Annotated in this window: 25 protein-coding genes and 5 pseudogenes; 20 read left to right on the top strand and 10 right to left on the bottom strand. The window is 63.2% G+C overall.

Annotation, left to right across the window (positions count from 1 at the left end; all coding sequences use genetic code 11):
- Positions 1-275: 275 nt before the first annotated feature.
- The 5 genes and pseudogenes from ACO2RV_RS22975 to ACO2RV_RS22995 all read left to right on the top strand — a co-directional run.
- Positions 276-611, top strand: a pseudogene (locus tag ACO2RV_RS22975) (zinc-binding dehydrogenase); the annotation flags it as partial.
- Between the two features lie 216 nt (positions 612-827).
- Complete coding sequence (locus ACO2RV_RS22980; protein WP_423296587.1) at positions 828-2255, top strand: carbon-nitrogen hydrolase family protein; 1428 nt, start codon at positions 828-830, stop codon at positions 2253-2255.
- Between the two features lie 13 nt (positions 2256-2268).
- Positions 2269-2853 (top strand): TraH family protein, encoded by a 585-nt coding sequence (locus ACO2RV_RS22985; RefSeq protein WP_423296562.1) that lies wholly within the window; start codon positions 2269-2271, stop codon positions 2851-2853.
- A 43-nt stretch (positions 2854-2896) separates the two neighbouring features.
- Positions 2897-3229, top strand: a complete 333-nt coding sequence (locus ACO2RV_RS22990; protein ID WP_423296563.1) for a type II toxin-antitoxin system RelE/ParE family toxin — start codon at positions 2897-2899, stop codon at positions 3227-3229.
- Positions 3230-3234: 5 nt separating this feature from the next.
- The gene (locus ACO2RV_RS22995; RefSeq protein WP_423296564.1) at positions 3235-3561 is read left to right on the top strand and encodes a DNA-binding protein; all 327 of its coding nucleotides are present in this window, start codon (positions 3235-3237) and stop codon (positions 3559-3561) included.
- Positions 3562-3912: 351 nt separating this feature from the next.
- On the opposite strand, the gene ACO2RV_RS23000 is transcribed toward ACO2RV_RS22995, so the two are convergent.
- The 3 genes and pseudogenes from ACO2RV_RS23000 to ACO2RV_RS23010 all read right to left on the bottom strand — a co-directional run.
- Positions 3913-4101 (bottom strand): formate dehydrogenase subunit delta, encoded by a 189-nt coding sequence (locus ACO2RV_RS23000; RefSeq protein WP_423296565.1) that lies wholly within the window; start codon positions 4099-4101, stop codon positions 3913-3915.
- 29 nt (positions 4102-4130) lie between these two features.
- Positions 4131-4703: pseudogene (locus ACO2RV_RS23005) on the bottom strand (molybdopterin oxidoreductase family protein); the annotation flags it as partial.
- 17 nt (positions 4704-4720) lie between these two features.
- A pseudogene (locus tag ACO2RV_RS23010) lies at positions 4721-4807 on the bottom strand (4Fe-4S binding protein); the annotation flags it as partial.
- A gap of 24 nt (positions 4808-4831) precedes the next feature.
- Between ACO2RV_RS23010 and ACO2RV_RS23015 the strand changes: the two are divergent.
- The 4 genes from ACO2RV_RS23015 (at position 4832) to ACO2RV_RS23030 (ending at position 8505) form a co-directional block, all read left to right on the top strand.
- The gene (locus ACO2RV_RS23015; protein WP_423296588.1) at positions 4832-5350 is read left to right on the top strand and encodes an MFS transporter; all 519 of its coding nucleotides are present in this window, start codon (positions 4832-4834) and stop codon (positions 5348-5350) included.
- A 365-nt stretch (positions 5351-5715) separates the two neighbouring features.
- Entirely contained in the window at positions 5716-6294 is a 579-nt protein-coding gene (locus ACO2RV_RS23020) for a hypothetical protein (protein WP_423296566.1), read from the top strand.
- A 67-nt stretch (positions 6295-6361) separates the two neighbouring features.
- The gene (locus ACO2RV_RS23025; protein ID WP_423296567.1) at positions 6362-7114 is read left to right on the top strand and encodes a response regulator; all 753 of its coding nucleotides are present in this window, start codon (positions 6362-6364) and stop codon (positions 7112-7114) included.
- The gene (locus ACO2RV_RS23030) at positions 7111-8505 is read left to right on the top strand and encodes an ATP-binding protein (protein WP_423296568.1); all 1395 of its coding nucleotides are present in this window, start codon (positions 7111-7113) and stop codon (positions 8503-8505) included. The genes ACO2RV_RS23025 and ACO2RV_RS23030 overlap by 4 nt, the downstream gene beginning before the upstream one ends.
- Before the next feature lie 125 nt (positions 8506-8630).
- On the opposite strand, the gene hisC is transcribed toward ACO2RV_RS23030, so the two are convergent.
- From hisC to ACO2RV_RS23050, 4 genes are all read right to left on the bottom strand, one after another.
- Complete coding sequence (gene hisC / locus ACO2RV_RS23035; RefSeq protein WP_423296570.1) at positions 8631-9710, bottom strand: histidinol-phosphate transaminase; 1080 nt, start codon at positions 9708-9710, stop codon at positions 8631-8633.
- 99 nt (positions 9711-9809) lie between these two features.
- A complete protein-coding gene (cyoD, locus tag ACO2RV_RS23040) occupies positions 9810-10196 on the bottom strand; it encodes a cytochrome o ubiquinol oxidase subunit IV (protein ID WP_423296571.1) in 387 nt (128 codons plus the stop codon).
- Positions 10196-10840 carry a cytochrome o ubiquinol oxidase subunit III gene (gene cyoC / locus ACO2RV_RS23045; RefSeq protein ID WP_423296573.1) on the bottom strand — a complete coding sequence of 215 codons (645 nt, stop codon included), beginning with the start codon at positions 10838-10840 and terminating at the stop codon, positions 10196-10198. The genes cyoD and cyoC overlap by 1 nt, the downstream gene beginning before the upstream one ends.
- Before the next feature lie 2 nt (positions 10841-10842).
- Positions 10843-10974, bottom strand: coding sequence for a hypothetical protein (locus tag ACO2RV_RS23050; RefSeq protein ID WP_423296574.1), 132 nt, complete (start codon positions 10972-10974; stop codon positions 10843-10845).
- Here ACO2RV_RS23050 and ACO2RV_RS23055 point away from each other — a divergent pair.
- From ACO2RV_RS23055 to ACO2RV_RS23075, 5 genes and pseudogenes are all read left to right on the top strand, one after another.
- The gene (locus ACO2RV_RS23055) at positions 10973-11701 is read left to right on the top strand and encodes a hypothetical protein (RefSeq protein ID WP_423296575.1); all 729 of its coding nucleotides are present in this window, start codon (positions 10973-10975) and stop codon (positions 11699-11701) included. The genes ACO2RV_RS23050 and ACO2RV_RS23055 overlap by 2 nt on opposite strands.
- 14 nt (positions 11702-11715) lie before the next feature.
- Positions 11716-12471 carry an ABC transporter ATP-binding protein gene (locus tag ACO2RV_RS23060; protein WP_423296576.1) on the top strand — a complete coding sequence of 252 codons (756 nt, stop codon included), beginning with the start codon at positions 11716-11718 and terminating at the stop codon, positions 12469-12471.
- Positions 12472-12486: 15 nt separating this feature from the next.
- Positions 12487-13602, top strand: a complete 1116-nt coding sequence (locus ACO2RV_RS23065) for an ABC transporter substrate-binding protein (RefSeq protein WP_423296577.1) — start codon at positions 12487-12489, stop codon at positions 13600-13602.
- A pseudogene (locus ACO2RV_RS23070) lies at positions 13490-14212 on the top strand (phosphate acyltransferase); the annotation flags it as partial. The gene ACO2RV_RS23065 and the pseudogene ACO2RV_RS23070, both read left to right, overlap by 113 nt.
- A 134-nt stretch (positions 14213-14346) precedes the next feature.
- Complete coding sequence (locus ACO2RV_RS23075; protein ID WP_423296578.1) at positions 14347-15057, top strand: autoinducer binding domain-containing protein; 711 nt, start codon at positions 14347-14349, stop codon at positions 15055-15057.
- Here ACO2RV_RS23075 and ACO2RV_RS23080 read toward each other — a convergent pair.
- Genes ACO2RV_RS23080 through trbG form a run of 3 tightly spaced genes read right to left on the bottom strand, consistent with a single transcriptional unit; the run spans position 15054 to position 17237 of the window.
- The gene (locus ACO2RV_RS23080) at positions 15054-15899 is read right to left on the bottom strand and encodes a hypothetical protein (RefSeq protein WP_423296579.1); all 846 of its coding nucleotides are present in this window, start codon (positions 15897-15899) and stop codon (positions 15054-15056) included. The two genes, ACO2RV_RS23075 and ACO2RV_RS23080, sit on opposite strands and share 4 nt — an antisense overlap.
- A gap of 15 nt (positions 15900-15914) precedes the next feature.
- Positions 15915-16364 (bottom strand): conjugal transfer protein TrbH, encoded by a 450-nt coding sequence (trbH, locus tag ACO2RV_RS23085; protein ID WP_423296580.1) that lies wholly within the window; start codon positions 16362-16364, stop codon positions 15915-15917.
- Positions 16365-16367: 3 nt separating this feature from the next.
- Entirely contained in the window at positions 16368-17237 is an 870-nt protein-coding gene (gene trbG, locus ACO2RV_RS23090; RefSeq protein WP_423296581.1) for a P-type conjugative transfer protein TrbG, read from the bottom strand.
- A 34-nt stretch (positions 17238-17271) separates the two neighbouring features.
- Here trbG and ACO2RV_RS23095 point away from each other — a divergent pair.
- The 6 genes and pseudogenes from ACO2RV_RS23095 to chrA all read left to right on the top strand — a co-directional run.
- A pseudogene (locus ACO2RV_RS23095) lies at positions 17272-17544 on the top strand (AAA family ATPase); the annotation flags it as partial.
- A gap of 19 nt (positions 17545-17563) precedes the next feature.
- Positions 17564-18883 carry an MFS transporter gene (locus ACO2RV_RS23100; RefSeq protein ID WP_423296582.1) on the top strand — a complete coding sequence of 440 codons (1320 nt, stop codon included), beginning with the start codon at positions 17564-17566 and terminating at the stop codon, positions 18881-18883.
- A gap of 25 nt (positions 18884-18908) precedes the next feature.
- Entirely contained in the window at positions 18909-19346 is a 438-nt protein-coding gene (locus ACO2RV_RS23105; protein WP_244450020.1) for a YqaA family protein, read from the top strand.
- A gap of 2 nt (positions 19347-19348) precedes the next feature.
- Positions 19349-20074 (top strand): nickel/cobalt transporter, encoded by a 726-nt coding sequence (locus ACO2RV_RS23110; protein ID WP_244450021.1) that lies wholly within the window; start codon positions 19349-19351, stop codon positions 20072-20074.
- A 125-nt stretch (positions 20075-20199) separates the two neighbouring features.
- Positions 20200-21018 carry a chromate resistance protein ChrB domain-containing protein gene (locus tag ACO2RV_RS23115; protein ID WP_244450022.1) on the top strand — a complete coding sequence of 273 codons (819 nt, stop codon included), beginning with the start codon at positions 20200-20202 and terminating at the stop codon, positions 21016-21018.
- Positions 21019-21029: 11 nt separating this feature from the next.
- Positions 21030-22430: a chromate efflux transporter gene (gene chrA, locus ACO2RV_RS23120; protein ID WP_244450023.1), complete on the top strand. Its 1401-nt coding sequence runs from the start codon at positions 21030-21032 to the stop codon at positions 22428-22430.
- Positions 22431-23051: the final 621 nt, after the last annotated feature.

Consider the following 23051-nt stretch of genomic DNA (forward strand, 5'->3'; position numbering starts at 1 on the left):
CTGGAGACCAACGATTTCAGTCTGTTAGCAACGCGCCCAGCTCTGGATCTGGCAGGCTGTCTCACGAAAACCGCTTTAAAAAACGGCTCGACGGCGGCCGAGTCTCACGAATTCCGGTCTGCTGACATTCTGAGGGCTCGTTTCGTGCATGTCTCTATATAAAGAGCAGAACGAACGATAATGCAACATTATCGGTCGTTATTATTCGCCGACAGGCCGTGCGGTTCTCTCGCATGTTGATGGACATAAGCGCACACGGCCGATAGGCTTCCGCCATGGATTCCGCGCTGATTCCGCCCTCTTCGGTCCCCTTCGTCGGCCACAAGCCCCGGTCGCTCGACTGGTCGGAGGCAGCCGCCCTGCCGTTAACGGCGATCACTGCCTGGGAGGGGCTGTTCGACCGGCTCAACGTCGGACGGCCGGTGCCGGGCTCATCCAGCATCCTGATCATCGGCGGCGCGGGCGGCGTCGGCTCCATCGCCGTGCAGCTCGCACGGCAGCTGACCGACATCACGGTGATAGCGACAGCCTCCCGACCCGAGACGCGTGACTGGGTCCGCGAACTTGGGGCCCATCACGTGCTCGACCATTCGAAGCCGCTGTCCGCCGAGATCACCGCGGCAAACCTCGAAGCGCCTGGCTTCGTGTTCTCGACCACGCATACCGCGATCGAGGTGATCAAAAGACGGCAGGCAGCCATGGACACGATCGAACACATCTCGTGGCGGGCGTATACGTCGCTGGCGCGACGTGCTGCTTCCCGCCCCGGTGGGCGGGGCCGATCCCGACGAACGCCATGTTCGTTCACAGTCGGGATCGCTCCAGCCGTGGCCATCACGCATTTCACCGTCCAGATCATCGGCCGCGGCGATGGCCGCAGCGCAGTTCTGTCGGCTGCGTACCGTCACTGTGCCCGCATGGAGCACGAGGCGGAGGGACGCACCGTCGACTATTCGAACAAGCGCGGCCTGATCCATGACGAGTTCCTGCTGCCGCCGGACGCGCCGGCCTGGGCACGCGCGCTGATCGCCGACCGCTCGGCGTCGGGCGCGGCGGAGGCCTTCTGGAACACGGTCGAGGCCTTCGAGAAGCGCGCCGATGCCCAGTTTGCCCGGGAGGCGATCATCGCGCTGCCGGTCGAGCTCACGCCCGAACAGAACATCGCCCTGATGCGGCAGTTCGTCGACCAGGAGATTCTTGCGCACGGTCAGGTGGCAGACTGGGTCTACCACGACGAGCCCGGCAATCCGCATGTCCACCTGATGACCACACTCCGGCCTCTGGCCGAGGACGGCTTCGGCGGGAAGAAGGTCGCCGTTCACGACGAGGATGGGCAGCCGGTGCGCACTAAGGCTGGCAAGATCCGCTACGCGCTCTGGTCCGGCGACAAGCAGGAGTTCCTGTCACAACGGGCGCGCTGGATTGATCTCCAGAACCATCATCTGGCGCTCGCCGGCCTCGACGTTCGGGTCGATGGCCGATCCTATGCCGAGCGCGGGATCGACCTCGTCCCGACCACGCATATCGCCCTGGCAGCGCTCAGCCTGCTGGCGATGACGTCGCGTTGGTGGTCAGTCACCGCGCTCGCCCTGGCCAGCTGCTGGATTTGGTCCGCCGCGAACTGGACGGCGCCCCCAGTGCCGCCGGGATGGGTGGCCGTCGATCTGGCCGCCGGCGCGCGCCTTGGTCGCGCGCCCGAGCTCGACGCGCAACGCGTGCTCATGGCGAAGGTCGAGAAGGCGGCGGCGTCCGGCGCGCGCGTCATTCTCCTGCCGGAGAGCGCGCTCGGCCTTTGGACGCCGACGCTCGAGCGCTTTTGGGTCGAAGCCGTCGGGCAGCGCGGCATCACAATGATCGCCGGCGCCGCTGTCGTCCGTCCGGACGGCTACGAGAACGTGCTCGTCGAGGTCAGCGATAGCGCCGCTGGTGTGCTTTATCGGGAACGCATGCCGGTGCCGGTATCGATGTGGCAGCCCTGGCGAAGCTGGATGGGCGAGGGCGCGGGCGCACACGCTGGGTTCTTCAACAATCCAGTGGTGGAGGTTGAGGGCCGGCCTGTCGCAGCGCTGATCTGCTACGAGCAGCTTATCGTCTGGCCCTTTGTCCAGTCCATGCTGCATGGGCCCAAAGCGATCATCACCGCCGGCAACGGCTGGTGGACCGCCGGCACCAACATCATCGCGATTCAGCGCTCGAGCAGCCAAGCGTGGGCACGCCTGTTCGGCCTGCCTCTCGTGACGGCTTTCAACATATGACGCGGAGGCGAGAATGATCGATGCGGCCCTGATACAAAAATGTGCGGACCCAAGCCTCAAGCCGGCAATCGTCGAGCGTTTCATCGCCGCTGCCGGTTCGAGCGACCCGCTCTCGATGACGGTTCGCTCCGGCGATCGCGTCGTCCTGGTTGCGCCGGCCAAGACGCCCAAAGAGGCCATGGCACTCGCGCGCCAATATGTCGGCAAGGCGGCCGTGCGTGCCGGTATCACCCAGTATCCCGCCGGGCTCGGTGTAACTGACGTCGCCGAGCTCAAGCCGGGTTTGTTCGAGGCCTGTGCTAACATCAGCATGGGCACGGTGCTGTTCGCCAAGGTATATCGTATCGTCACCAAATGGTACGGCACGCCAACCGACGAAGCTTTCGACGATGCGATCGACGCATGGAAGAGCGGATACTTCGAGGGGAAGTACATTTTCGGTGAGTCGGATCCTGGCGAGGTTAAGCTTGCCGCACCAAAGGCCGACGACAAGCCAGCGGAAGGCAATCCGAATCCCGATCCGACCGCTGCCGCCCCGGCGGACCCCAACAAGGCCGGCATTCGCATCGACCTATCTGGGATAGGCGGCGCCAAGTAGCTGCTCCTTGCGCGTGGCCTATAAGTGTCATATACGATACCATATGAGTGTGGAAGTCGAAGTCTATGAGGACGAGAGCGGCGGCCGCCCGTTCGAGGCATGGTTCGACGAGCTTCCGGCACCGCACGCCGCCAAGGTGACGACGGCGGTGGTTCGGCTCAGCACTGGCGCACGCTCCAGTCTGAAATCGGTCGGGCAGGGCGTTTCCGAGTGGCGAATCGACTGGGGCCCGGGGATCCGGATCTATCTCGCGTTCGATGGGACGAAGCTGATCATCCTGCTCGGCGGCGGAACCAAGACCCGGCAGCAGGGCGATATTGCCCAGGCTCTCGATCGCTGGGCCGACTACAAGCGCCGCAAGAAGGCAAAGGAGTGAGGGTGATGACCTTGTCGCGCAGTTTCAAGGAGACGGTGAAAGCCCGAGCCGCACGCGATCCGGAGTTTCGGGCGGCGTTGCTCGGCGAGGCGGTGGAGGCTTTCGCCGCCGGCGAGGCCGACACTGGGAAGGCGCTGATCCGCGACTACATCAACGCCACGGTCGGCTTCGATCAGCTCGGCGAGGCCGTCTCGATCGACCCGAAGAACCTGATGCGCATGTTCGGACCGCGAGGCAACCCGCGCCTTGGAAACCTGTCGGCCGTGCTGCGCGAGCTCAACCGGCGCGAGGCCGTGCATTTGAAGGTGGAGCCCGAACGGCTCGCAGGCTGACACCAGTTCCAGTACAAGCGGTTGCCAGGTGCCGGCACGCCGAAAGGCCTGCACGAAATCCCATTCGATTCTGGTGCCAGACGTAGACCCGTCCTGGTCACCTGGGCGCGGCCATGTTCGCCAACCTTCAGGGGCGCTGAGACTTGGCCAGATGCATGTGCGCGCATGCGTGTTGGGTACGAGCTGCCTGCGTCTTGCTCGCAAAGCGATGGAGGCGGCCCGCGGCAGCGCGCACCGTCAATTTGACGGTGCACCCGTTTTGAACCGTCACGCCTAAGCAGGCATGACGATTATCTCACCAACATTGGTGCGGGATGAGGCCGGGCTGGGACGCCCGATCATCTATCACCTTCAGCGCACTTCGCTCTCGGTGGCGGCCTCGATGACAACGCTGCGCAATCCCGCTCCACCCTTCCCGATGTAGGTGGTGAGATCTCGCTTCATTACAGGCGACCAGAAGCGGCGGAGATGAGTGCGCACCTCCTCCACCTGATGAGCATGAGGGTACGGCGCGAAGAAGTCCGCAATCTGGTTCGCCATCCGCACAAGTTTCTCCTCGTGTTGTGCCATCACGCCGGCTCGCTTTCTCGAATCCGCGTGAGAGAAACTTCCTCCTCCGCGAACTTCTCCTGCCACCGAGTCGGACCATTGCTGCGCCGGACCTCGACCGCGGTGACCTTGTACTCAGGACAATTGGTCGCCCAATCAGAGAAGTCCGTCGTAATGACGTTCGCCCCAGTAACCGGGTGGTGGAAGGTTGTATAGACGACGCCCGGCTGCATGCGTTCGGTGATCTTGGCGGGCAGCGAGACTTCGCCGACCCGGCTCTTCACCGCCACGAGTTCGCCATCGCGCAGGCCGCGGTTCTCTGCGTCGAACGGATGGATTTCCAGCACGTCGGTCGGATGCCAGGCGTTGTTGTCCGTGCGGCGGGTTTGGGCGCCGACATTGTACTGCGAGAGGATCCGTCCCGTCGTCAGGACGAGCGGGTAGCGTGCAGTGGTCCGTTCATCGGTTGCCGCGAATTCGGTCAGCATGAACTTGCCCCTGCCACGGACAATGCCGCCCACATGCATGGTCGGAGTTCCCTCGGGCGCGGCATCGTTGCAGGGCCACTGGATCGAGCCAAGCCGGGCAAGCTTGTCTTGCCAAAGAGCCGTTCGCAGAGTCGGTCTATGCCGAAAAAGAGATCGGTCCAGACCGTCTGGGGACAGGCGAAGCCGCACCAGACCCGGCCCGCAAGCGCGGTGGCACCTATGCATATGTCCTTATCAATTCGATGTTCCACTCCGGCGTGTTCACTTGGCTTGGGCTCTATCTCGAGCGCGAGCACCATCTGGGCCCGACCGGCATTGGCCTGGCTCTGCTCGGCTATGGCGTTCCGGGATTCCTGCTCGGCCCGGTTATCGGTGCCGCCGCCGACCGCTGGGGCCGGGCACGGCTCATTCCCGCTGGGCTTCTCATCGGTGCCGGAGCCGCCGCGCTTCTGACGCTGCAACTGCCGACGGCGGCCATCCCGGTTGTGGCCCTGCTGCTTTCTCTCGGCTACGACATGACGCAGCCTTTGTTCGGAGGGATCGTCACCTCACTGGGAGGAAAGCGGGCCGGCCAGGCAATGGGGCTGAACGTCTTTACCCTCTTCGTAGGCTTCGGCTTCGGCAGCCTTGCATTTGGTGCATTGCTCCCCCTCGGCTTCACGACAGCCCTCATCGTCTTCGCAGCCGTTGAAACGCTGGTTGGGCTGCTTGCGTTCAGCCTCTTCCGAGAGGAGCGGCCGATGCCCTCCTAGGTCGCGAATTCACCAGTGGAGCGGCTGCTTCCGATACGACGCGGATTTTGGCGACAGCCGCAAGACCTGCATTCTACTTCATTGCGAGAGTCAGGCGCGAAACTGTCACTTACCGCAGATCTGTCCTAGCGTTCGGTGAACGATGTCGTAGCCATATCGGCAGTGACTACATCGAGATCAAGAGCAGCACCGTCAATCGTGCCGCCAGGCTTTCGTCCTGACCGGAAACGGCCTGAAGCAATCGTTTGCCATCGCTCGTCACACTTTGTCACAACCTAGCCCTCGCCTGTAAAACTTGGGCGATATGGTGATCGTTCAATCTCCTTCATTCGAAACGCTCCGAGAGCAAAATGAAGGAGATAAACGTGAACAAACATCGGCTTTACATCTATGGCGCAATTGCCGCCGCGTTCCTGATGGGGCTGTGGTCGTTCGGACATGCCGAAAGTCCGGTATTCGGTCCCAATTTTGCCGCGTCGCCCTATGCCATGCATCAAATGTTCGGTGCAGGCTACGACTATGGCTGCGGCTTCGGTCACAGGTTCTGTCGGTGGATGGAGGGCATCGAGCGGGGAATCGGTGGTTTGACGGGCAACCCGTATCAACCGCCCTTCGCGAATGCCGCCGAATTGGCAAAATTAAAAGCAGCGCTGGACATTTCCGAGCCCCAGGCATCCGACTGGCAGGCCTATGAGAAGACGTTGCAGGACGGCGTCATGGCAGTGGAGCGTGTCCGGGCCAGCTTACCGTTCCCCTGGTCCTATTCGCACGACGCTCAATACTACAACGCCATTACCGTGAATGACGAGGCGCAGAGACAATTCACAACAATCGCCAATGCGGCGCAGTCTCTGCTGTCTAAACTCACAACGGAGCAACAAGCGAAAGCGCGTTACCTACTGCCGGGACTGCCCGCTGGACCAAGTCCCTTCATCGGGATTTAGTAGGGTGTTCCTGCGGGACATGTACTCGCTGAAGTCCCTTAGGATGAGGGCGCGGTGAAGGACCATAATGGACGAGCATAGTAAAAAGCAGAATAGCGAACTGCCATCTGGCCCGCATATCCTGGTTGTTGATGATCACTCCGATATCCGAGACTTGGTTTCCCGGGCCCTGCTCAAAGACGGGTTCCGGGTGAGTACTGTTGCGAATGGGAGGGACATGCGGCGAGAGCTCGTCGACAGCGACATTGATCTGATCGTACTCGACCTGATGCTGCCCGGCGATGATGGTCTAAGTTTGTGCCGTGAACTGCGGGGTCGCTCCGACATTCCGATCATAATGCTGACGGCCAAAAGCGAAGAGGTCGATAAGGTGATCGGGCTTGAGCTTGGAGCTGACGACTATCTTGGCAAACCGTTTGGGAGTCGTGAACTAGTCGCTCGCATTCGCGCCGTGTTGCGCCGGCGGAACGCTGGCGGCCGGCAACAAGCTGAACCGCAGCCACGCATATACAGCTTCGACCGCTGGAAACTCGATGTTGACGCGCGCGAGCTCATTGACGAAGACGGGGTCTCGCTCGCGCTCAGCACGGGCGAATACGACCTGCTCATGGCGTTTGCCGAGCATCCCAAGCGCGTCCTCAATCGCGATCAGCTCCTCGACCTGGCGCGGGGGAGGCAAGCTAGCCTGTTCGATCGCAGCATCGATACGCAAGTCAGCCGCTTGCGCAAGAAACTCGAGGTGAACCCCGCCGACCCCAGAATCATTAAGACAGTATGGGGTGGAGGCTACATGTTCGCCGTTGATGTGACGCGCAGATGAAAACGCTCCTGCCTGACAGTATCTTTGGCCGTACGATGATAGTTCTGCTCGGCGGCCTGATGCTTTCACACCTAGTGAGTTTCTTCATCTATTACGGTCACCGCGAGGAAGCTAGGAAAGCCGCGGGTGGCTATGCAATTGCGCAGCGCATCGCCAATCTCGCCCGCCTCGTTGACGAAGCGCCATCTGATTGGCAGCAAAGGATCATCGCAGCTTCGAACGATCCGTCGTTCACAGCGTCGATCTCGGATGTGCCAATCGTTACAGACGATAGCAACAGCTCGGTCGCCTTGTCCGTGCGTGACTATCTCGCCGCGCAACTAACTTCGGCAGGACAGCACCTCCCCCAGCCCCGTGTCGCGACGCTCGCGACCGAGAACGTGGCCAGCGACCCACACCCGGAGGATGCAGCGCGATCCCACCGCCACGGTGCATCGCACATGGGCCTTGGGCGGAGCGTTGATGCGTTGCAGGTTTCGATGCCGCTGAAGGACGGTGACTGGCTCTCTTTCGTTGCGCAATTTCCTAGCGAGACAAGCTCGACCTCCCGACAGCTTCTGGTCGCCATGGCGATCATGAGCTTCGTCATTCTCGGCCTGTCTGCCTGGCTCGTACGCTCGGTTGTCCGCCCCTTGGATGAGTTGGCTACGGCCGCGGACCGGTTTGAGAAAGATCTCAGCGCGCCGCCGATGCCGGTCAATGGAACTCATGAGACTCGGCAGGCTGCACAGGCCTTCAACAGCATGCAATCCAAGCTGCGCGAGCTAATCGAAAACAGGACGCGACTCCTGGCCGCAATATCGCACGATCTGCGAACTCCGCTTACTACTTTGCGGCTAAGGGCCGAAAACCATTCCGATGATGAAGACCGCGATAAAATGCTCGCGACCATCGCGGAAATGAACATGATGATTTCGGCCACCATGCAGTTTGCGAAAGATGAAGCGCAACCAGGTCCGAGGCGTCGGACCGATCTCACAGCGCTACTGGCAAGCGTCGTGGCCGACCTGTCAGATAATGGCCTTCCAGTTGAGATGGCCCCAAGCCCTCCAGTTATCTACGAGTGCCATCCCGATATCATCAAGCGTGCACTGACCAATCTCATCGAAAACGGCGTCAAATATGGTGGATCCGTCCGCGCCAGCATCGCAATCGCCACCTCGTCCGTCGAGATTCTGATCGACGATGACGGCCCAGGTATTGATTTCGCTGAACTCGAGCGAGTATTTCAGCCCTTCTATCGGATCGAAGGATCAAGAGGGCGAGAAACTGGCGGGATCGGATTGGGCTTGGCCATCGCGCGCTCGGCCGTCGAAGCCCATAGCGGCAGCCTGACCTTACACAATCGGCAGGGCGGCGGCCTTAGGGCTCGAATCTCAATGCCCACCTAGCGTTGGAGTAGCCAGGGTGCAGGCATAACTCGCGCCGGATTAGACGGGGAGCTGCTCGTAGGCTCCTTTATGGCTTCACGACGTAACGCTGGCCACGGGCAACCAGATCTCGTCGACTCGGATTCTCAGCCTCGCAATTCCTCGATTGCCCGGACAAGTGTCCAGTTCTCCTCCTGCGTTCCAATCGAGATACGCAGTCGGTCGCGCAACCGATCCTCGTCGAACCAGCGTACATAGATCCCTCGGCTCTCAAGCTTAGCGTGGAGATCCTTCGCGTCCCGCCACCCCGGATCTGCTGGAACCGACGCCAGTAGGAAATTTGCTTCAGATGCGCCGACATCAAAGTCGAGCGTGATTAGCCTTTGCGCGAGAAGTCTGCGCTGCTCCCTTACAAAGTCCCACGAGGCAGTCGCGTGGGCGATGTCATCGAGCGCTGCGCTTCCCAGGGTCTGAGCAATTGCGTCGACGTTGTAGGAATCCTTCGTCTTCGCGAGCATCGGCGCTACGAGCGCCGCATCGCCCAGCCCATAGCCGACGCGGAGCCCGGCAAGCGAATAGCCCTTGCTCAGGCTTCGGAGCAGCAGAAGGTTCGGATGGCGTTCGATGAGTTTCGTCGCGTCATGGGCCAGCGCCGGATCAACGAAATCGACATAGGCCTCATCGATCAGCAGCACACCTGTCAAAGCCGATGCGAGGCGCTCGATCGCCTCTATCGGCGCTAGTTTGCCGGATGGAGCATGAGGATTGGTCAGTATGACGAGCTGCGCACCGTCCGCATTCCAGAGGTCTGCCGCCTCGTCGGGCAGATGCCACGCGTCCGTCAACGAGACCGTGCTGAGGGGAGCTTGGTGGACGTCTGCGAGGACCGAGTAGACGCCATAGCTCGGAGCGACGACCCCTACCGGGCGCCCAGGATCAACGAAGGTCGTCAGAACAAGGCGCAGCAGTTCGTCGCCGCCATTCGTCGCGATGACCTGCTCAGGCGTCAGACCATGACGTCGAGCCGCTACGCGACGAAACTCGCCAGCCAGTGGATCAGGATAGCGCTGCAACGCACGGCCAGCGATGTCCGCGAGGCCCGCCATTACCCTCGGGCTCGGTGGGAACGGGTTCTCATTGGTATTGAGCTTGACGGCGTCCGTTCCGGGTTGGGTCCCCGGAATATAGCCTGCCATGTGCGCGATATGCGGTCGTTCATAGGTCATTGCGGAACGTCCCGAAGAATGGCCTTGCGCAGGCAAGGCGATTTCCTTCCCTCTTGCGACTGGCGAGCCTCCCCTGCAGGAGTTCCCGCCGCGTGCCCGTCAGTCCTTTGCCCTTGCGCGTTCGGGCGACATCTGGGTCGGCATCATGTTGACGTTGGCATTGTGCATGACCCAGAGCGAGCCGCCGATGACCGTCGCGATCAGCAGCCCGGTGAGCACGAAGATCACCGTATTGTTGCGCTGCTCTGGCGCGGTCCCGAGATGGAGGAAATAGACCAGTTGAACCAGCAGCTGAACAACCGCCAAGACGGTGATAACCGGCAGCACCAGCTCGCGCGGCAGCGCACCGCCCATCACCGCGCTGAAGGACAGAGCCGTCAGCACCAGCGACAGCAGGAAGCCCACCGCATAGGTCTTCACCGTGCCGTGCGCGCCGCCACGGGCTGCGCCGTGGGCAGCAGCGTGAGATGCGTGTTGTCCCGCCATCAGATCGCGCCCCGCAGATAGACGAAGGTGAAGACGCAGATCCACACCAGGTCGAGGAAATGCCAAAACAGGCTGAGGCAGGCGAGGCGGCGGCGTACCACGCCGTCGAGCCCGAAATGCAGCACCTGATGCATCATCACCGCCAGCCAGATCAGCCCTGCCGTGACATGCAGGCCATGGGTGCCGACCAAGGTGAAATAGGCGGATAGGAAGGCGCTGCGGCTCGGGCCCGCGCCTTCGGCAATGAGATGGGCGAACTCGTGGATCTCCATGCCGATGAAGGCGGCGCCGAACAGGAAGGTGACGGCGAGCCAGCCGACGACCTTCGCGCGCCGCGGCTGCCGCGTGCGCTGGTGGTCCTGGACCGCGAGCGTCGCCATGCCGAAGGTGAAGCTGCTGACCAGCAGCAGCAGCGTCTCGACGGCCACATAGGGCAGATCGAACAAGTCGCGGCCGCTCGGGCCGCCGGCGACGTTCTCGGCGAGGACGCCGAAGGTAGCGAACAGACAGGCGAAGATGAGGCAGTCGCTCATCAGGTAGATCCAGAAACCGAGCACGGTCTTGGATCCGTCGTCATGCGCCTCGTGCGGGTCGTGCGCGACGTCGTAGGCGCCGAGGGCTCGCGCCGGAATGGATATGTTCATGATTACACCGCACTTGCAGCGAGAAGGTGACGCTCATATTCGATGCGCGCGACCTCAGCGGCCGGCACGTAATAGTCGACGTCTCGGTCATAGGTGCGTGCGATGGCCGGAGCCACCGGCCTGTCCAATGCCATGAAGTTCCTCTCCGGGCTGGAGGAGTTGCAGGTGGCCGCGCTACCGGAGGCCGACGGATTCCGGCTCGACGGCAAGCTGCCCTGGGTCACGAATCTGCGCCCGCAGGGTTTCCATGTCGCTGCAGCGGTGTCGCATGCGAATGGGCGTGGGGCCTTCGTCGCCTCGCTCGCGCATGACGACGCGGGCCTGGTCCGTTCGGCGGACCTCGACCTGATGGCGCTGCGTGGCAGCAATACTGCCGCCGTCACCGTCTCTGGAGTGAGGATAGATTCGGACCGCATCATTCATCCCGACGCCAATTCCTGGCTGCCGGCCGTCCGGCCGGCATTCCTGGGCCTGCAATGCGGTATGTCCATCGGTCTCGCGCGGCGCGCGCTGAAGGAAGCCCGCCATTGCCTCGGTGCCGGTCGCCATATGCTTGCCGACCCCATCGCGGAAATCGCGGGAGGCTTGGCCCAACAGGAGCGGGCGCTCAGAGAGGGAGTGCGGGCTGGTGTTTTCCAGGAGAAGCCTGCGGCCCTATTCCATATCCGTCTCGCACTTGCCGACATCGTCTTGCAGGCCGTTGAGCTGGAGCTTCAGGCCACCGGCGGTCGCGCTTATCTGGCCGCGCCCGGCGCCGACTTCTGCCGGCGCTGGCGCGAGGCGGCATTCATTCCGCTCATCACTCCGAGCCTCGTTCAGCTGAAGGTCGCTCTTGCGGCGCAAAAGTCGAGCGCGGCATGAGGACGACCTCCCCAGTGCTGGTCGCCCACGGCATCGAGCTGCGCTATGGCGGAGCCGCCGAACCGGTGCTCGGCGGTTTCGATCTCGTCTTGTCGCAGGGCGAGGTGATCGCCGTCCTCGGGCCGAGCGGCGTTGGCAAGTCGAGCCTCCTGCGCGTGCTCGGAGGACTTCAGGCGCCCGACCGCGGCAGGGTGGCCATGCGTGGCGAACCACTCCGTGCGGTCGATCCGCGGGTCGCGATCGCTTTCCAGGACCCGAGCCTTCTGCCCTGGCTGACGCTGGAAGCCAATGTCGCCTTCGGGCTCGACTTCAAACACCAGCCAAAGCTATCGCGGCGGGAGCGGCTGACTCGCGTCGATGCCGCCATCGCCGAAGTCGGCCTCGATCATGCGCGCCGGCTCTACCCTGTCGAACTTTCTGGCGGTATGGCGCAGCGCACGGCCCTCGCGCGCTGCCTCGCCCGCAATCCCGATGTCCTGCTGCTGGACGAGCCGTTCGGCGCACTCGACGAGGTGACCCGCGGAGAGATGCAGGAATTGCTGCTGAAGGTCGTCGCGAATTGCGGCACTGCCGCCGTGCTCGTCACCCATGACATCGACGAAGCCCTGCTTCTGGCCGACCGCGTGGTGCTGCTGGGCGGCGCACCGGCGCGACAGCTCGGCGCCTGGGACGTGGCGCTGGCCAGACCCCGGCAGGATTACATCGCCGAGCTCGGTGCGCTGCGCGTCGCCATCCTCCAGACGCTTCGCCAGGCGGTTCGCCAACACTGATCACGGAGTTCGACCATGTGCATGGAATGCCTCGCCCGCAGCACTCTCTCCCGTCGTGACGCGCTGAAACTCTCAGCCCTGTTCACCGCCGCCGGCGCGCTGCCGCTGCTCAAGAGCTTCGAGGCCCACGCGCAGGAGCCGGACGCACCGGTGCGCATTGGATACCTGCCGATCACCGACGCAACGCCGCTGCTTGTCGCCCATGCCAACGGCCTGTTCGAGGCAGAGGGCATCAAGGCGGAGAAGCCCGTGCTCCTGCGAAGCTGGGCGCAGGTGGTTGAGGCTTTCGTATCGGGCCAGGTCAATGTCGTGCATCTGCTCTCGCCGATGACGATCTGGGCGCGCTTCGGCAGCAAGGCTCCGGCCAAGGTCGTGGCCTGGAACCACGTTTCCGGCTCGGGCCTCACCGTGGCGCCGGAGATCAATTCGGTCGCTGATCTTGGCGGCAAGACGGTCGCTATCCCGTTCTGGTACTCGATCCACAATGTGGTGTTGCAGGCGCTGCTGAAGGAAGACGGGCTCATTCCCGTTTCGAAGCGCACGGGCACGCCAGCGGCGAACGAGGTCAATCTTGTCGTTCTTGCCCCCTCGGATATGCCGCCCGCGCTGGCTTCGCGACGGGTCGCTGGCTACATCGTCGCCGACCCCTTCAATGCGGCCGCCGAGGTGCAGGGCATCGGAAAGATCCTGCGCTTCACAGGTGACGTCTGGCGCAATCATGCCTGCTGTGTCGTCTTCATGCATGAGCGCGATTTGGAACAGCGGCCTGAATGGTCGCAGAAGGTCGTGAACGCCATAGTCAAGGCACAGCTCTGGACGCGCGCGAACCGCTCCGAGACGGCGAAGCTTCTCTCCAAGGACGGTGAGAACCGCTACACCCCGCACGCCGTGCCGGTGCTGGAGAAAGTCCTGGCTGCGCCTGCCCGCGACGCAGAAGTCTATGCCAAGAGCGGCGCCATTCGTCATGCCGATTGGCCTGAGCAGCGTATCGATTTCCAGCCTTATCCGTATCCCAGCTACACGGAAGTCCGCCCGGACCACCATGCGGACCAATTCCACAGCAATCGCGGCCGTCGCGCTTGCCCGCGACGACGCCGATGCGATGATCTGTGGTCTGGAGGGGCAATATGAGTATCACTTGCGTGAAGTGCGCCATGTGATCGGAAAGGTTGCCGGCCTGCGTGACTTTGCTGCATTGAGCCTTCTTATTACGCAGCGTGGGACCCTCTTCCTGACCGATACCTATGTCAGCGCCGAGCCGGATGCCGACGAGATCGTCGAAACGGCGATTTTAGCGGCGGCGGCCATCCGTCGATTCGGAATCGAGCCTAAGGTTGCGCTCGTATCCCACTCGAATTTCGGTTCGAAGGACTCAGCGAGCGCTGCGAAGATGCGCCTTGCAGCCGAACGCCTCGCCGTGAGAGCGCCTGAGCTGGAATCGGACGGCGAGATGCACGGCGATGCGGCGCTCTCGCAGACGCTCCGCGATCGCGTCCTGGCGGGCTCGCGTATCATGGGCGAGGCAAACCTTCTCGTTTTCCCGAACTTGGACGCTGCGAATATCACGCTCAACGTGCTCAAGGCGCTCAACGATGGTCTTCACGTCGGGCCGATTTTGCTCGGTTCGGCGCGACCAGCTCACATTTTGACGCCGACGGTTACTTCGCGCGGAATCGTGAACATGACAGCGTTTGCCGTTGTCGAAGCGCGTCAAACCGCAAACGGCACGGAGAGCGAATAGAATTGATCACCGTGTAGGAACCAAATCCGGTCGCCGTCTTGGCGGCGGACGGAGGATCAGCGAAACAAGGAAGATTACGCGACAGGAGACTCGGAGCGCTCAAAAGTGCCCGCAAGTAATTAGGAGGAAACGACGTGGACGGACAGTTTCAAGCCCTTATTGACGCTGCCGATCTTGCGCGCGATGAACGAGCCATGCGACAGGCCCTGAAGAATTTCGTGGCAGCGTGTGGATTCGACAGCTTCGCGTACGTGTATATCTCGTCAACGGATGTCACGGGTTTCAGCGATTACCCGCTTGAGTGGCAGAATCTCTATCGGCAGAAGCTTTACTCTAGAATTGATCCCGTCGTGGCCGCAGCGAGGAGAGCGTCGAAGTTGTTCGCGTGGTCGGCCGAAGACTGGCCCGCTCGGAGGATAACGCCCGCGGAGAAGCAGTTCCTTTCCGAAGCGGTAAGTTTCGGTATCCGATCTGGAGTCACGATTCCCATGGAAACGAGCTTCGGAGGCTTTGCCTTGTTGACATTGGCGACCAGCCGACCTCGGGCCGAACTCTCAATGTTCCGTGACATCCATAGGGCGGCGACCGCGATCGCCTACGTCCATCTTCGGTTCGAAATGATCACAGGCGGGCTGTTGAGTGACTCGGCGCTCCAGCTCTCACCTCAAGAAGCCGTTTGCCTCAATTGGAGTTCACTTGGAAAGTATATGCCGGAGATTGCCAAGATACTGGGAGTTGAACACCGAACAGTGCAATATCATCTCGACAACGCTCGGGATAAACTTCGCGCTGTAAATTTACCACATGCTGTGAGGATCGCCATCGAGAACGACTTGCTTAGTTAATCGAGCCTCTGCTCGATCCCACCGGTGGCACCTCGGGGACGTATCCGTCCCGGAAGATCGGAATTGATGCCGGTGATCAGCGTGGCCGGAATAACAGAGCCACGTTTCAGCTCGTAAAGAGACCTTTGCGGCACGACTTGGTTGGGCAGGTAGCCGAGCGATTTGATGTCGGCATTGAAAAACTCTTCCTTGCCGCGCTGGTTGTTCGGATCGAAATTCTGTCCTCCAAGTCCCGCTTGCAGCGCCGCGGCATAAAGATCTGAGGCCGCGCCCGATCTGGAGCCGACGACCGCTCCGGACCCATTGGTCGCGTTCGGCGCTGCCGAGCCGCCGCCCTGCAGTTTGCTTAGGTCAATCGCGAGCGGAGAATCGTAGGCGGCGTCATTCGCTTGCAGACGGGCGATCTGCTGCCGCGAGCGCTCCCGCAGATATTGCTCTCGCTGCTCGCGATCGAGCCGGGCGAGCCACTCCTGTTCCGATTCCGTAGGGGTGCCGCGCACGGCATCCGGGGGTTTAGGCGTGAATGGGTTCGTCAGCGGGACGGCTTCGACCTTGAGTGCCGGTGCCGGCTGAAACGCCGGCGCCTCTGACGGATCGCCAATGATGGCATCCGATACGCCACGCTTGAGCTGGTCGGCGTAGGTCGACGCCGACCCCGACTTCGACGCCTCGCCAATCCCGTCGTCCCCTCGGAAATACAGCCCACGCGAGCTCAGGCCGTACATGATGACGGCGAGAAACAGCACGAGCAGCGCCATCACAATGATGATCGGGAGCCGGTTCACGCGCCGGATGCTCGGCTCTCCTTCGTCCGGGCCGGTACCAAGCTTGAGGGATTGCATGATTTGCCGTCTCCCCTATCCGCGCTGCATAACGGAGAGCGGGCTCGCCGGCACTGCCCCTGATGCGGTCACCGTGTAGGCGCGACCGATCTCGACCGACCCGGTGGAGAGGCGCGCGAGAATCTGCCCGTCAAAATTGTCGATGACATAGGCGAGCGGGATCGTCTTGCCATCCGGCTTCTGGTCCGTCGCAACGGCATAGCCCCAGCCTTTCAGCGCCGCCTGAAGCGCGTGGCCGAAGGGTGAGTTATCCGTCTTCAGGACGATGGTGCCGGTGCCCGGTCCCGCCTGCTCGGCGAGCCGGCTGACCATGTCGCCAGCGATAGCGCTGGCGGCCGAGCCTGACAGTTCGGGTGGCGCCGAGCTCGCGACCAGGCTGTCCGGCCCCAGCGTCTGGCACCCGGCAAGCAGAAACGACATGAGGGCCGCGGCGAGGAGATTGCCGGCCATCGGCGGGATGCGCATCGGTTACCCTCCCCGCTGAATGGTAATTTTCTCCTGGACCCAACCGACGCCGGAGACGAGGATCGCCTTGTCGATGCGATAGTCGACCACCATCATGTCGCCGCGCATCCGGTAGTTGACGATTCTGTTGTCGCCTCCGGACACGACGAACAGCACCGGCGCGTCCTGGCCCGAAATCGAGCTCGGAAACTGGATGTAGGTTTTCTCCCCGTCGGAATAGACCCGTGTCGGCCGCCAGCGCGCGCCGCCACTCACGCTGTAGCTGAAGTTCAAATTCTCGGCGGGCACGCCGGCGCCGGGAATCGTGCTCGCCTCGAGGCGAGCATTGATATCGGCGAGCCGCGTGGAGATATCTTCAGGATAGTCGAAGCCGACCCGCGCCATATACTGCGTCGCGTTTGACTTGAGCTGGATATGATAGGTTCGCCGGGAGGTCGTCACCACCATCGACGTGACAAGCCCCGGCTCGGCGGGTTTCACGATCAGGTGGATCGCCTGGCCACCGACGGCTCCGCTTGTCGCCGGCTCGACCTTCCATCGCACGGTGTCTCCGACGAGCACGTCGCGCACAACCTCGCCGGCCTGAAGCTCGATGTCGCACACCTGCAGGGGCGAGCAGACGACCGAGGGCTGGACCTCGCCATAGAGGAAGACCACCTTGCCGTCTGGGCCTCTCGTGACGACGCCGCGTGAGCCGCGCCACTGGCTCGAGAGACCGGTTCCCCTGGTCTCGTTGGCGCTCATGCTCTGCGCGAAGGCGTCCGGAATGGAAATGGAGACCAGGGCGGCGAGGAGAGCCAGGCGTCCGGTTCGGACCGGTCTTGGTGTTCTTGTCATGACGGCGGGCGGGCCTTTCAAAGCTGGGCGGTCCATTCGAAGTCCCGCAGATAAAGACCGATCGGGTTGAGGCGGATCGGCGAAGACGACGACTACAATCCATCTCGCGCATTTCCTGGCGCTCGAAGGATTGCGTGTTCTCGCGATCGATCTCGATCCGCAGGCGTCGCTATCGACGATGTTCGGATTTCAGCCGGAGCTTGATGTCGACGACAACCAAACCGTCTACGGAGCGATCCGGTATGACGACGATCTACGGGTGCCCCTGAAGGACGTTATTCGCAAGACCTACTTCGACGGTATCGATCTCGTCCCGGGCAATCTCGAACTCATGGAGTATGAGTGCGCAGGCGGTGTGAGACATGCTCGCGGTCCTTGCGAACCGGACATACCGGCACCTGTTTCTCGCCCAGGTCATTGCCCTGATCGGGACCGGGCTGGCGACCGTGGCCCTTGGCCTTCTCGCCTATGACTTGGCGGGGGCGAATGCGGGGGCGGTGCTGGGCACGGCACTCGCGATCAAGATGATCGCCTATGTCGGGGTCGCGCCGGTTGCCGCCGCCTTTGCCGAGCGACTGCCTCGGCGGACGATTCTGGTTTCGCTGGATCTGGTTCGTGCCGCCGTCGCGCTCCTGCTGCCCTTCGTGAGCGAGATCTGGCAGGTTTATGTGCTGATCTTCGTGCTCCAGTCGGCGTCCGCCGGATTCACGCCGACCTTCCAGGCGACGATCCCCGATGTCCTGCCGGATGAGCGTGACTATACCCGTGCGCTCTCGCTGTCCCGGCTCGCCTATGATCTCGAAAGCCTGGTCAGCCCGATGCTGGCGGCCGCCCTGCTGACGCTGATCAGTTTTCACAGCCTGTTCGCCGGCACCGTCGTCGGCTTCCTGGCTTCGGCCGCCCTCGTGGTTTCGGTGGTCCTGCCGAGCCCGCAGGCGGGAGAGAAGCGGGGCATTTACGACCGGACCACGCGCGGCATCCGCATCTATCTGGCGACGCCCCGTCTGCGCGGCCTGCTGGCGCTGAACCTTGCCGTCGCGGCGGCCAGCGCCATGGTCATCGTCAACACCGTGGTTCTGGTTCAGGCAGTGCTCGGCCTCGACCAGAGCGCCGCCGCGCTGGCGCTCGCCGCCTTCGGTGGCGGCTCGATGGTGGCGGCGCTGCTATTGCCCCGGCTGTTGGAGACGGTTCCGGACCGCACCGCCATGCTCGCCGGCGCCGGGGTGTTGGTCGCGGGGCTTCTGGTCGGGTCGGCGCTCCACAGCTACGCATTCGTGCTGCCGCTCTGGTTTCTGCTGGGGCTTGGCTATTCGCTGGTACAGACGCCCTCGGGCCGTCTGCTGCGCCGCTCCTCGCGGCCGGAAGACCGCCCCTCTCTCTTCGCGGCGCAGTTCGCGCTGTCGCATGCCTGCTGGCTGATCACCTATCCCCTTGCCGGCTGGCTGGGCGCGAGCATCGGCCTGCCGGGCACGTCCGCCATGCTTGCCCTTCTGGCCGGGTTCGCCGCTCTCGCCGCGCTGCGGCTTTGGCCGGCGAGAGATCCCGATGAGCTGGAGCATGTCCACGGCACGCTGGCGGAGGATGATCCCCATCTGGCCGGCGCTGTACCCGTTGCCGGCGGGCATCGGCACAGCCATGTGTTTGTCATCGACCGCCACCACACGGAATGGCCGCGCCCATGATGCTCCCTGCCGGCCGTGGCCGACCATGACCGAGCTTGCGGCCTATGCCGGGCTGTTCTTCAGTGCACTGGTCGCGGCCACCATCCTGCCGATGCAATCCGAAGCTGTTCTGGTCGGGTTGTTGCTGACGACCGACTATCCGCCCTGGGCGCTGGTGGGAGTGGCGAGCCTCGGCAATGTGCTGGGGTCGGTCATCAACTGGCTGCTCGGGCGCGGCATTCACCGCTTTCGCGACCGGAAGTGGTTTCCGGTAAAGCCCGCCGCTCTGGCACGTGCGGAGAGCTGGTATCGGCGCTACGGCAAGTGGTCCCTGCTTCTCAGCTGGGCGCCTGTTATCGGCGATCCGCTGACCGTCATCGCCGGCGTGCTGCGCGAGCCGCTGCCGATTTTTCTGATCCTCGTGACGTTGGCCAAGGTCGCGCGCTACGTGGTTCTTGCCGCCGTCACGCTGGGGCTGGGCTGATCATGGCCTTCTGGCAGCACATTGTCGGGTTCCAGCAGGAAATCTATCAGGCCTTCGCCGCGCAGATCCGGGATGTCGCGGGGACGGGCGGCTGGGGCGCGTTCATCGTCTATTTGCCGATGGGGATTCTGTTCGGTGCCGCGCACGCGCTGACCCCGGGGCATAGCAAGATGATCCTCGCGACCTATCTGGCGGGCTCCCGGCTTAGCATCCTGCGCGGGTTGGGGGTCTCTCTGGCGCTCTCGTTTACCCATGTGCTGATGTCGGTGCTGATCGCCCTTCTGGCGCTCCCGCTGATCTCCGCGTCCCTGGGCAGTGTCGGCCGCGCGCCTGTTCTTGAAGATGTCAGCCGCGCGCTTCTCGGCATTATCGGCCTGTGGATGGTGTGGCGGGCCTTGCGCCCGCGAAGGCATGTCCACGCGCACGGCGAGGGCCTGATGGTCGGCGTCATGGCCGGCCTCATCCCCTGTCCATTGACGCTTTTCGTGATGACCTTTGCCATCTCCCGTGGGGTGCCGGAGGCGGGCATCGCCTTCGCCTTCACCATGATGCTTGGCGTCGCGCTGACCCTGTCCACGGTCGCCGTCGCGACGATCCTCTTCCGCGATCAGCTGATGCGGCTGCTGGCGCATCGGGCGAGCCTTCTGGACCGCTCGGCGCGGTTCATCGAGGCCGCCGCCGGGCTCGTGTTGCTGGCCGTGGCCTTGAGAGAGTTATGGCTGCGCTGATCAGGCGGCTTGCGGGTGACGGACGAGTTCAGCTAGAAGCGGGACAAGGGGTTATTCGCGATTGCCCCGTGAGGCGACAGCCCAAAGATCGCGTCCATGTTCCCTGACAAATGGGATGGACGCTCATGCCGTCAAACACTGAAATCACCGTTTCCCAACTCTCCCGTCTCATCGGTCTTCCGGGCGCGCCTGCGATTATCGACGTGCGTATGAAAAACGACATCGACGCGGACCCGCGTCGGCTACCGGCGTCAGGCCGGTACGAGGCGCAGGCTGTGCCGGCCTGGGCCTCGCAGTTTGCCGGCCGTGAGGTGGTTGTGGTTTGCCAGAAGGGCGGCAAGCTGGCGCAGGGCACGGCGGCATGGCTCCGCCAATCGGGCGTCAGTGCCGAAACGCTCGAAGGCGGCTTCGAGGCGTGGCGTGCCGCTGGAGGACTGCTCGTCAAACCTGACAGGCTGCCCGTGCCCGACGCGGCTGGACGAACCCTCTGGGTCACACGCGCGCGCCCCAAGGTCGACCGTATCGCCTGCCCGTGGTTGATCCGGCGGTTCGTCGATCCGTCGGCCGTATTCCTCTTCGTCGGCGCCTCCGAGGTTGCCGCCGTCGCCGATCAATTCGATGCGACCCCCTTCGACATCGACGGTGTGTTCTGGAGCCACCATGGCGATCGCTGCAGCTTCGACACCATGATCGAAGAGTTTGGCCTCTCCTGCGCGCCGCTGGAGCGGCTGGCCGACATTGTGCGCGCCGCCGACACGGACAGGCTCGACCTCGTTCCGCAGGCGGCCGGCTTCCTTGCCGCCTCCCTGGGACTGTCGCGCATGTTTCGCGACGACCTCGAACAACTCGACGCCGGCATGACGCTCTATGACGCCTTCTACCGCTGGTGCCGCGACGCGACCGAGGAAACGCATAACTGGCCATCGCGCTCGAACCCGGCGTGAGGGAGGCGACCATGTCGACATCCACCACTGATGTGGCGGCTTCCGCGAGCGACCCCGCCGTTCCGTCCTTCCGCGAAGCCACCAAAGTGTGGGCGCGCATCGGCCTGCTCAGCTTCGGCGGCCCGGCGGGTCAAATCGCCCTGATGCACAAGGAGCTGGTCGAGGACCGCCGCTGGATCGGCGAGCAGCGCTTTCTGCACGCCCTCAATTACTGCATGGTGCTGCCAGGCCCGGAAGCCCAGCAGCTCGCCACCTATATTGGTTGGCTGATGCACCGGACCCTGGGCGGCCTCGTTGCCGGCGTGCTCTTCATCCTGCCCGGCGCGCTGGTCATGTTTGGCTTGAGCGTCCTGTATGTCGTCTACCGACATGTGCCGCTGATCGACGCTGTGTTCTTCGGCGTCAAGGCGGCGGTCCTGGCCGTTGTCGTGGAGGCGGTTCTGCGCATCGGCAGGCGGGCTCTGAAAAACCGCGTGATGATCGGCATCGCGGTGGCCGCCTTCCTCGGCATCTACCTGCTGCGCATACCGTTTCCGATCATCATTCTCGCCGCCGGGCTCGTCGGCTGGCTCGGGAGCCGGCACGCCCCAGCGGTCTTTGCCGGCGGCGGACATGGCGGGAAAAGCCAACCCGCCGACACCCATGGCGTGATCGACCGCATGTTCGAGCGCGGCCAGCTGACCCATGCCGTCCCCTCGACGCGACGCACCATCCGCGTCGTGATCCTGTGGCTTGCCATCTGGCTCGCCCCGGTGCTGCTCCTGTGGCTGTCAACGGGCGGTTCCAGCCTGTGGACGCAGCTCGGCACCTTCTTCGCGACCATGGGCGTCGTGACCTTCGGTGGGGCCTATGCGGTGTTGACCTATGTGGCGCAGGCCGCCGTCGACAGCTTCGGCTGGCTGGCGCCGGGCGAGATGGTCGATGGCCTCGGGCTCGCCGAGACCACGCCGGGTCCACTGATTCTGGTTCTGCAGTTCGTCGGTTTTCTCGCCGCCTACCGGGCACCGGGCACGCTCGATCCGCTGGTGGCGGGAGGGCTCGGCGCCCTGCTGACCACATGGGTGGTGTTCGCGCCGTCCTTTCTGTTCATCTTCGCCGGCGCGCCCTATGCCGAAGCTCTACGCGGCAACCGGGCGGTGTCGGCGGCGTTGTCCGCCATCACCGCCGCTGTCGTCGGCGTCGTCATGAACCTTGCCCTCTGGTTCGCTCTTCATGTGGTTTTTGGGGAGGTGCGGGCGTTCGAGCTCTTCGGGATTGGACCGGATCTGCCCGTGCTCTCGTCGATCGACTGGCGCGCGGCGCTGCTGGCCGCCGCCGCCATCGTTGCTATGCTCCGCTTCAAGGTCGGCATGATTCCGACACTGGCAGTGTGTGCGGCAGCGGGCGTTGGGCTACAGATGCTGCCGTCGTGATGCTGCGAAAACTGGACTGGGATTCGCCCCTGAGGCCTGACAATGGTCGGGGATGTGCCTAGTGAGGTCACAAACCGCACGAACCGGACGTTGCGAGAGCCGGCTAAGGGTGAGTTTCGGCCTCGGACATTAATCGGCGATATGTCCGCTTCTCGTTTGGAAGTGCCCAAAACCGGCCAGTCCGCTCCCGACCTCGAAGCCCTCTGTCAGCAAAGCGCGCCCATCTCGGTCATTGATCTGACAACGGCCGCATCCCAAAAGCGGACATCAGCGAGTTGGGGCACGTCGGCACCTTTTGCGACATTTGCCGACTGGCATTCCACTGAGGAGCAGATATTCCCACCTTCACCAGTGACACCAAGCTTGCATCACGATAAGACGCGCTCACCTCGAAAGTTGAAGCGCGCGGATCCGCCATCGCATCGAGCTCAACGGCAGCGGGCCCGCATTCTTTTCCGCCGGCCACGCCGGCCATGCATCGTAGAGGAGGCGCTGCCTCCCGCGGCAAATGCCGTCGATCTGCCCAGTTGCGACGCATGAGATGATACGGTGTCCGCATCCGCTCTAGCGCGTTTCGGTCGGCCACGATTTCGATTGCGTTCGCCCATTCTTCTCGAATAG

The sequence above is a fragment of the Ancylobacter sp. VNQ12 genome (assembly GCF_049445835.1).
Taxonomy (GTDB): Bacteria; Pseudomonadota; Alphaproteobacteria; order Rhizobiales; family Xanthobacteraceae; genus Ancylobacter.

What these genes read in the sequence shown, in the direction of transcription:
- ACO2RV_RS22985 (WP_423296562.1), top strand. Translation starts at nt 2,269, where the DNA reads ATGATCGATGCGGCCCTGATACAAAAATGTGCGGACCCAAGCCTCAAG.
- ACO2RV_RS22990 (WP_423296563.1), top strand. Translation starts at nt 2,897, where the DNA reads ATGAGTGTGGAAGTCGAAGTCTATGAGGACGAGAGCGGCGGCCGCCCG.
- ACO2RV_RS22995 (WP_423296564.1), top strand. Translation starts at nt 3,235, where the DNA reads ATGACCTTGTCGCGCAGTTTCAAGGAGACGGTGAAAGCCCGAGCCGCA.
- ACO2RV_RS23000 (WP_423296565.1), bottom strand. Translation starts at nt 4,101, where the DNA reads ATGGCGAACCAGATTGCGGACTTCTTCGCGCCGTACCCTCATGCTCAT.
- ACO2RV_RS23025 (WP_423296567.1), top strand. Translation starts at nt 6,362, where the DNA reads ATGGACGAGCATAGTAAAAAGCAGAATAGCGAACTGCCATCTGGCCCG.
- ACO2RV_RS23030 (WP_423296568.1), top strand. Translation starts at nt 7,111, where the DNA reads ATGAAAACGCTCCTGCCTGACAGTATCTTTGGCCGTACGATGATAGTT.
- hisC (WP_423296570.1), bottom strand. Translation starts at nt 9,710, where the DNA reads ATGACCTATGAACGACCGCATATCGCGCACATGGCAGGCTATATTCCG.
- cyoD (WP_423296571.1), bottom strand. Translation starts at nt 10,196, where the DNA reads ATGGCGGGACAACACGCATCTCACGCTGCTGCCCACGGCGCAGCCCGT.
- cyoC (WP_423296573.1), bottom strand. Translation starts at nt 10,840, where the DNA reads ATGAACATATCCATTCCGGCGCGAGCCCTCGGCGCCTACGACGTCGCG.
- ACO2RV_RS23055 (WP_423296575.1), top strand. Translation starts at nt 10,973, where the DNA reads ATGAAGTTCCTCTCCGGGCTGGAGGAGTTGCAGGTGGCCGCGCTACCG.
- ACO2RV_RS23050 (WP_423296574.1), bottom strand. Translation starts at nt 10,974, where the DNA reads ATGGCATTGGACAGGCCGGTGGCTCCGGCCATCGCACGCACCTATGAC.
- ACO2RV_RS23065 (WP_423296577.1), top strand. Translation starts at nt 12,487, where the DNA reads ATGTGCATGGAATGCCTCGCCCGCAGCACTCTCTCCCGTCGTGACGCG.
- ACO2RV_RS23080 (WP_423296579.1), bottom strand. Translation starts at nt 15,899, where the DNA reads ATGCAATCCCTCAAGCTTGGTACCGGCCCGGACGAAGGAGAGCCGAGC.
- trbH (WP_423296580.1), bottom strand. Translation starts at nt 16,364, where the DNA reads ATGCGCATCCCGCCGATGGCCGGCAATCTCCTCGCCGCGGCCCTCATG.
- trbG (WP_423296581.1), bottom strand. Translation starts at nt 17,237, where the DNA reads ATGGACCGCCCAGCTTTGAAAGGCCCGCCCGCCGTCATGACAAGAACA.
- ACO2RV_RS23100 (WP_423296582.1), top strand. Translation starts at nt 17,564, where the DNA reads ATGCTCGCGGTCCTTGCGAACCGGACATACCGGCACCTGTTTCTCGCC.
- ACO2RV_RS23105 (WP_244450020.1), top strand. Translation starts at nt 18,909, where the DNA reads ATGACCGAGCTTGCGGCCTATGCCGGGCTGTTCTTCAGTGCACTGGTC.
- ACO2RV_RS23110 (WP_244450021.1), top strand. Translation starts at nt 19,349, where the DNA reads ATGGCCTTCTGGCAGCACATTGTCGGGTTCCAGCAGGAAATCTATCAG.
- ACO2RV_RS23115 (WP_244450022.1), top strand. Translation starts at nt 20,200, where the DNA reads ATGCCGTCAAACACTGAAATCACCGTTTCCCAACTCTCCCGTCTCATC.
- chrA (WP_244450023.1), top strand. Translation starts at nt 21,030, where the DNA reads ATGTCGACATCCACCACTGATGTGGCGGCTTCCGCGAGCGACCCCGCC.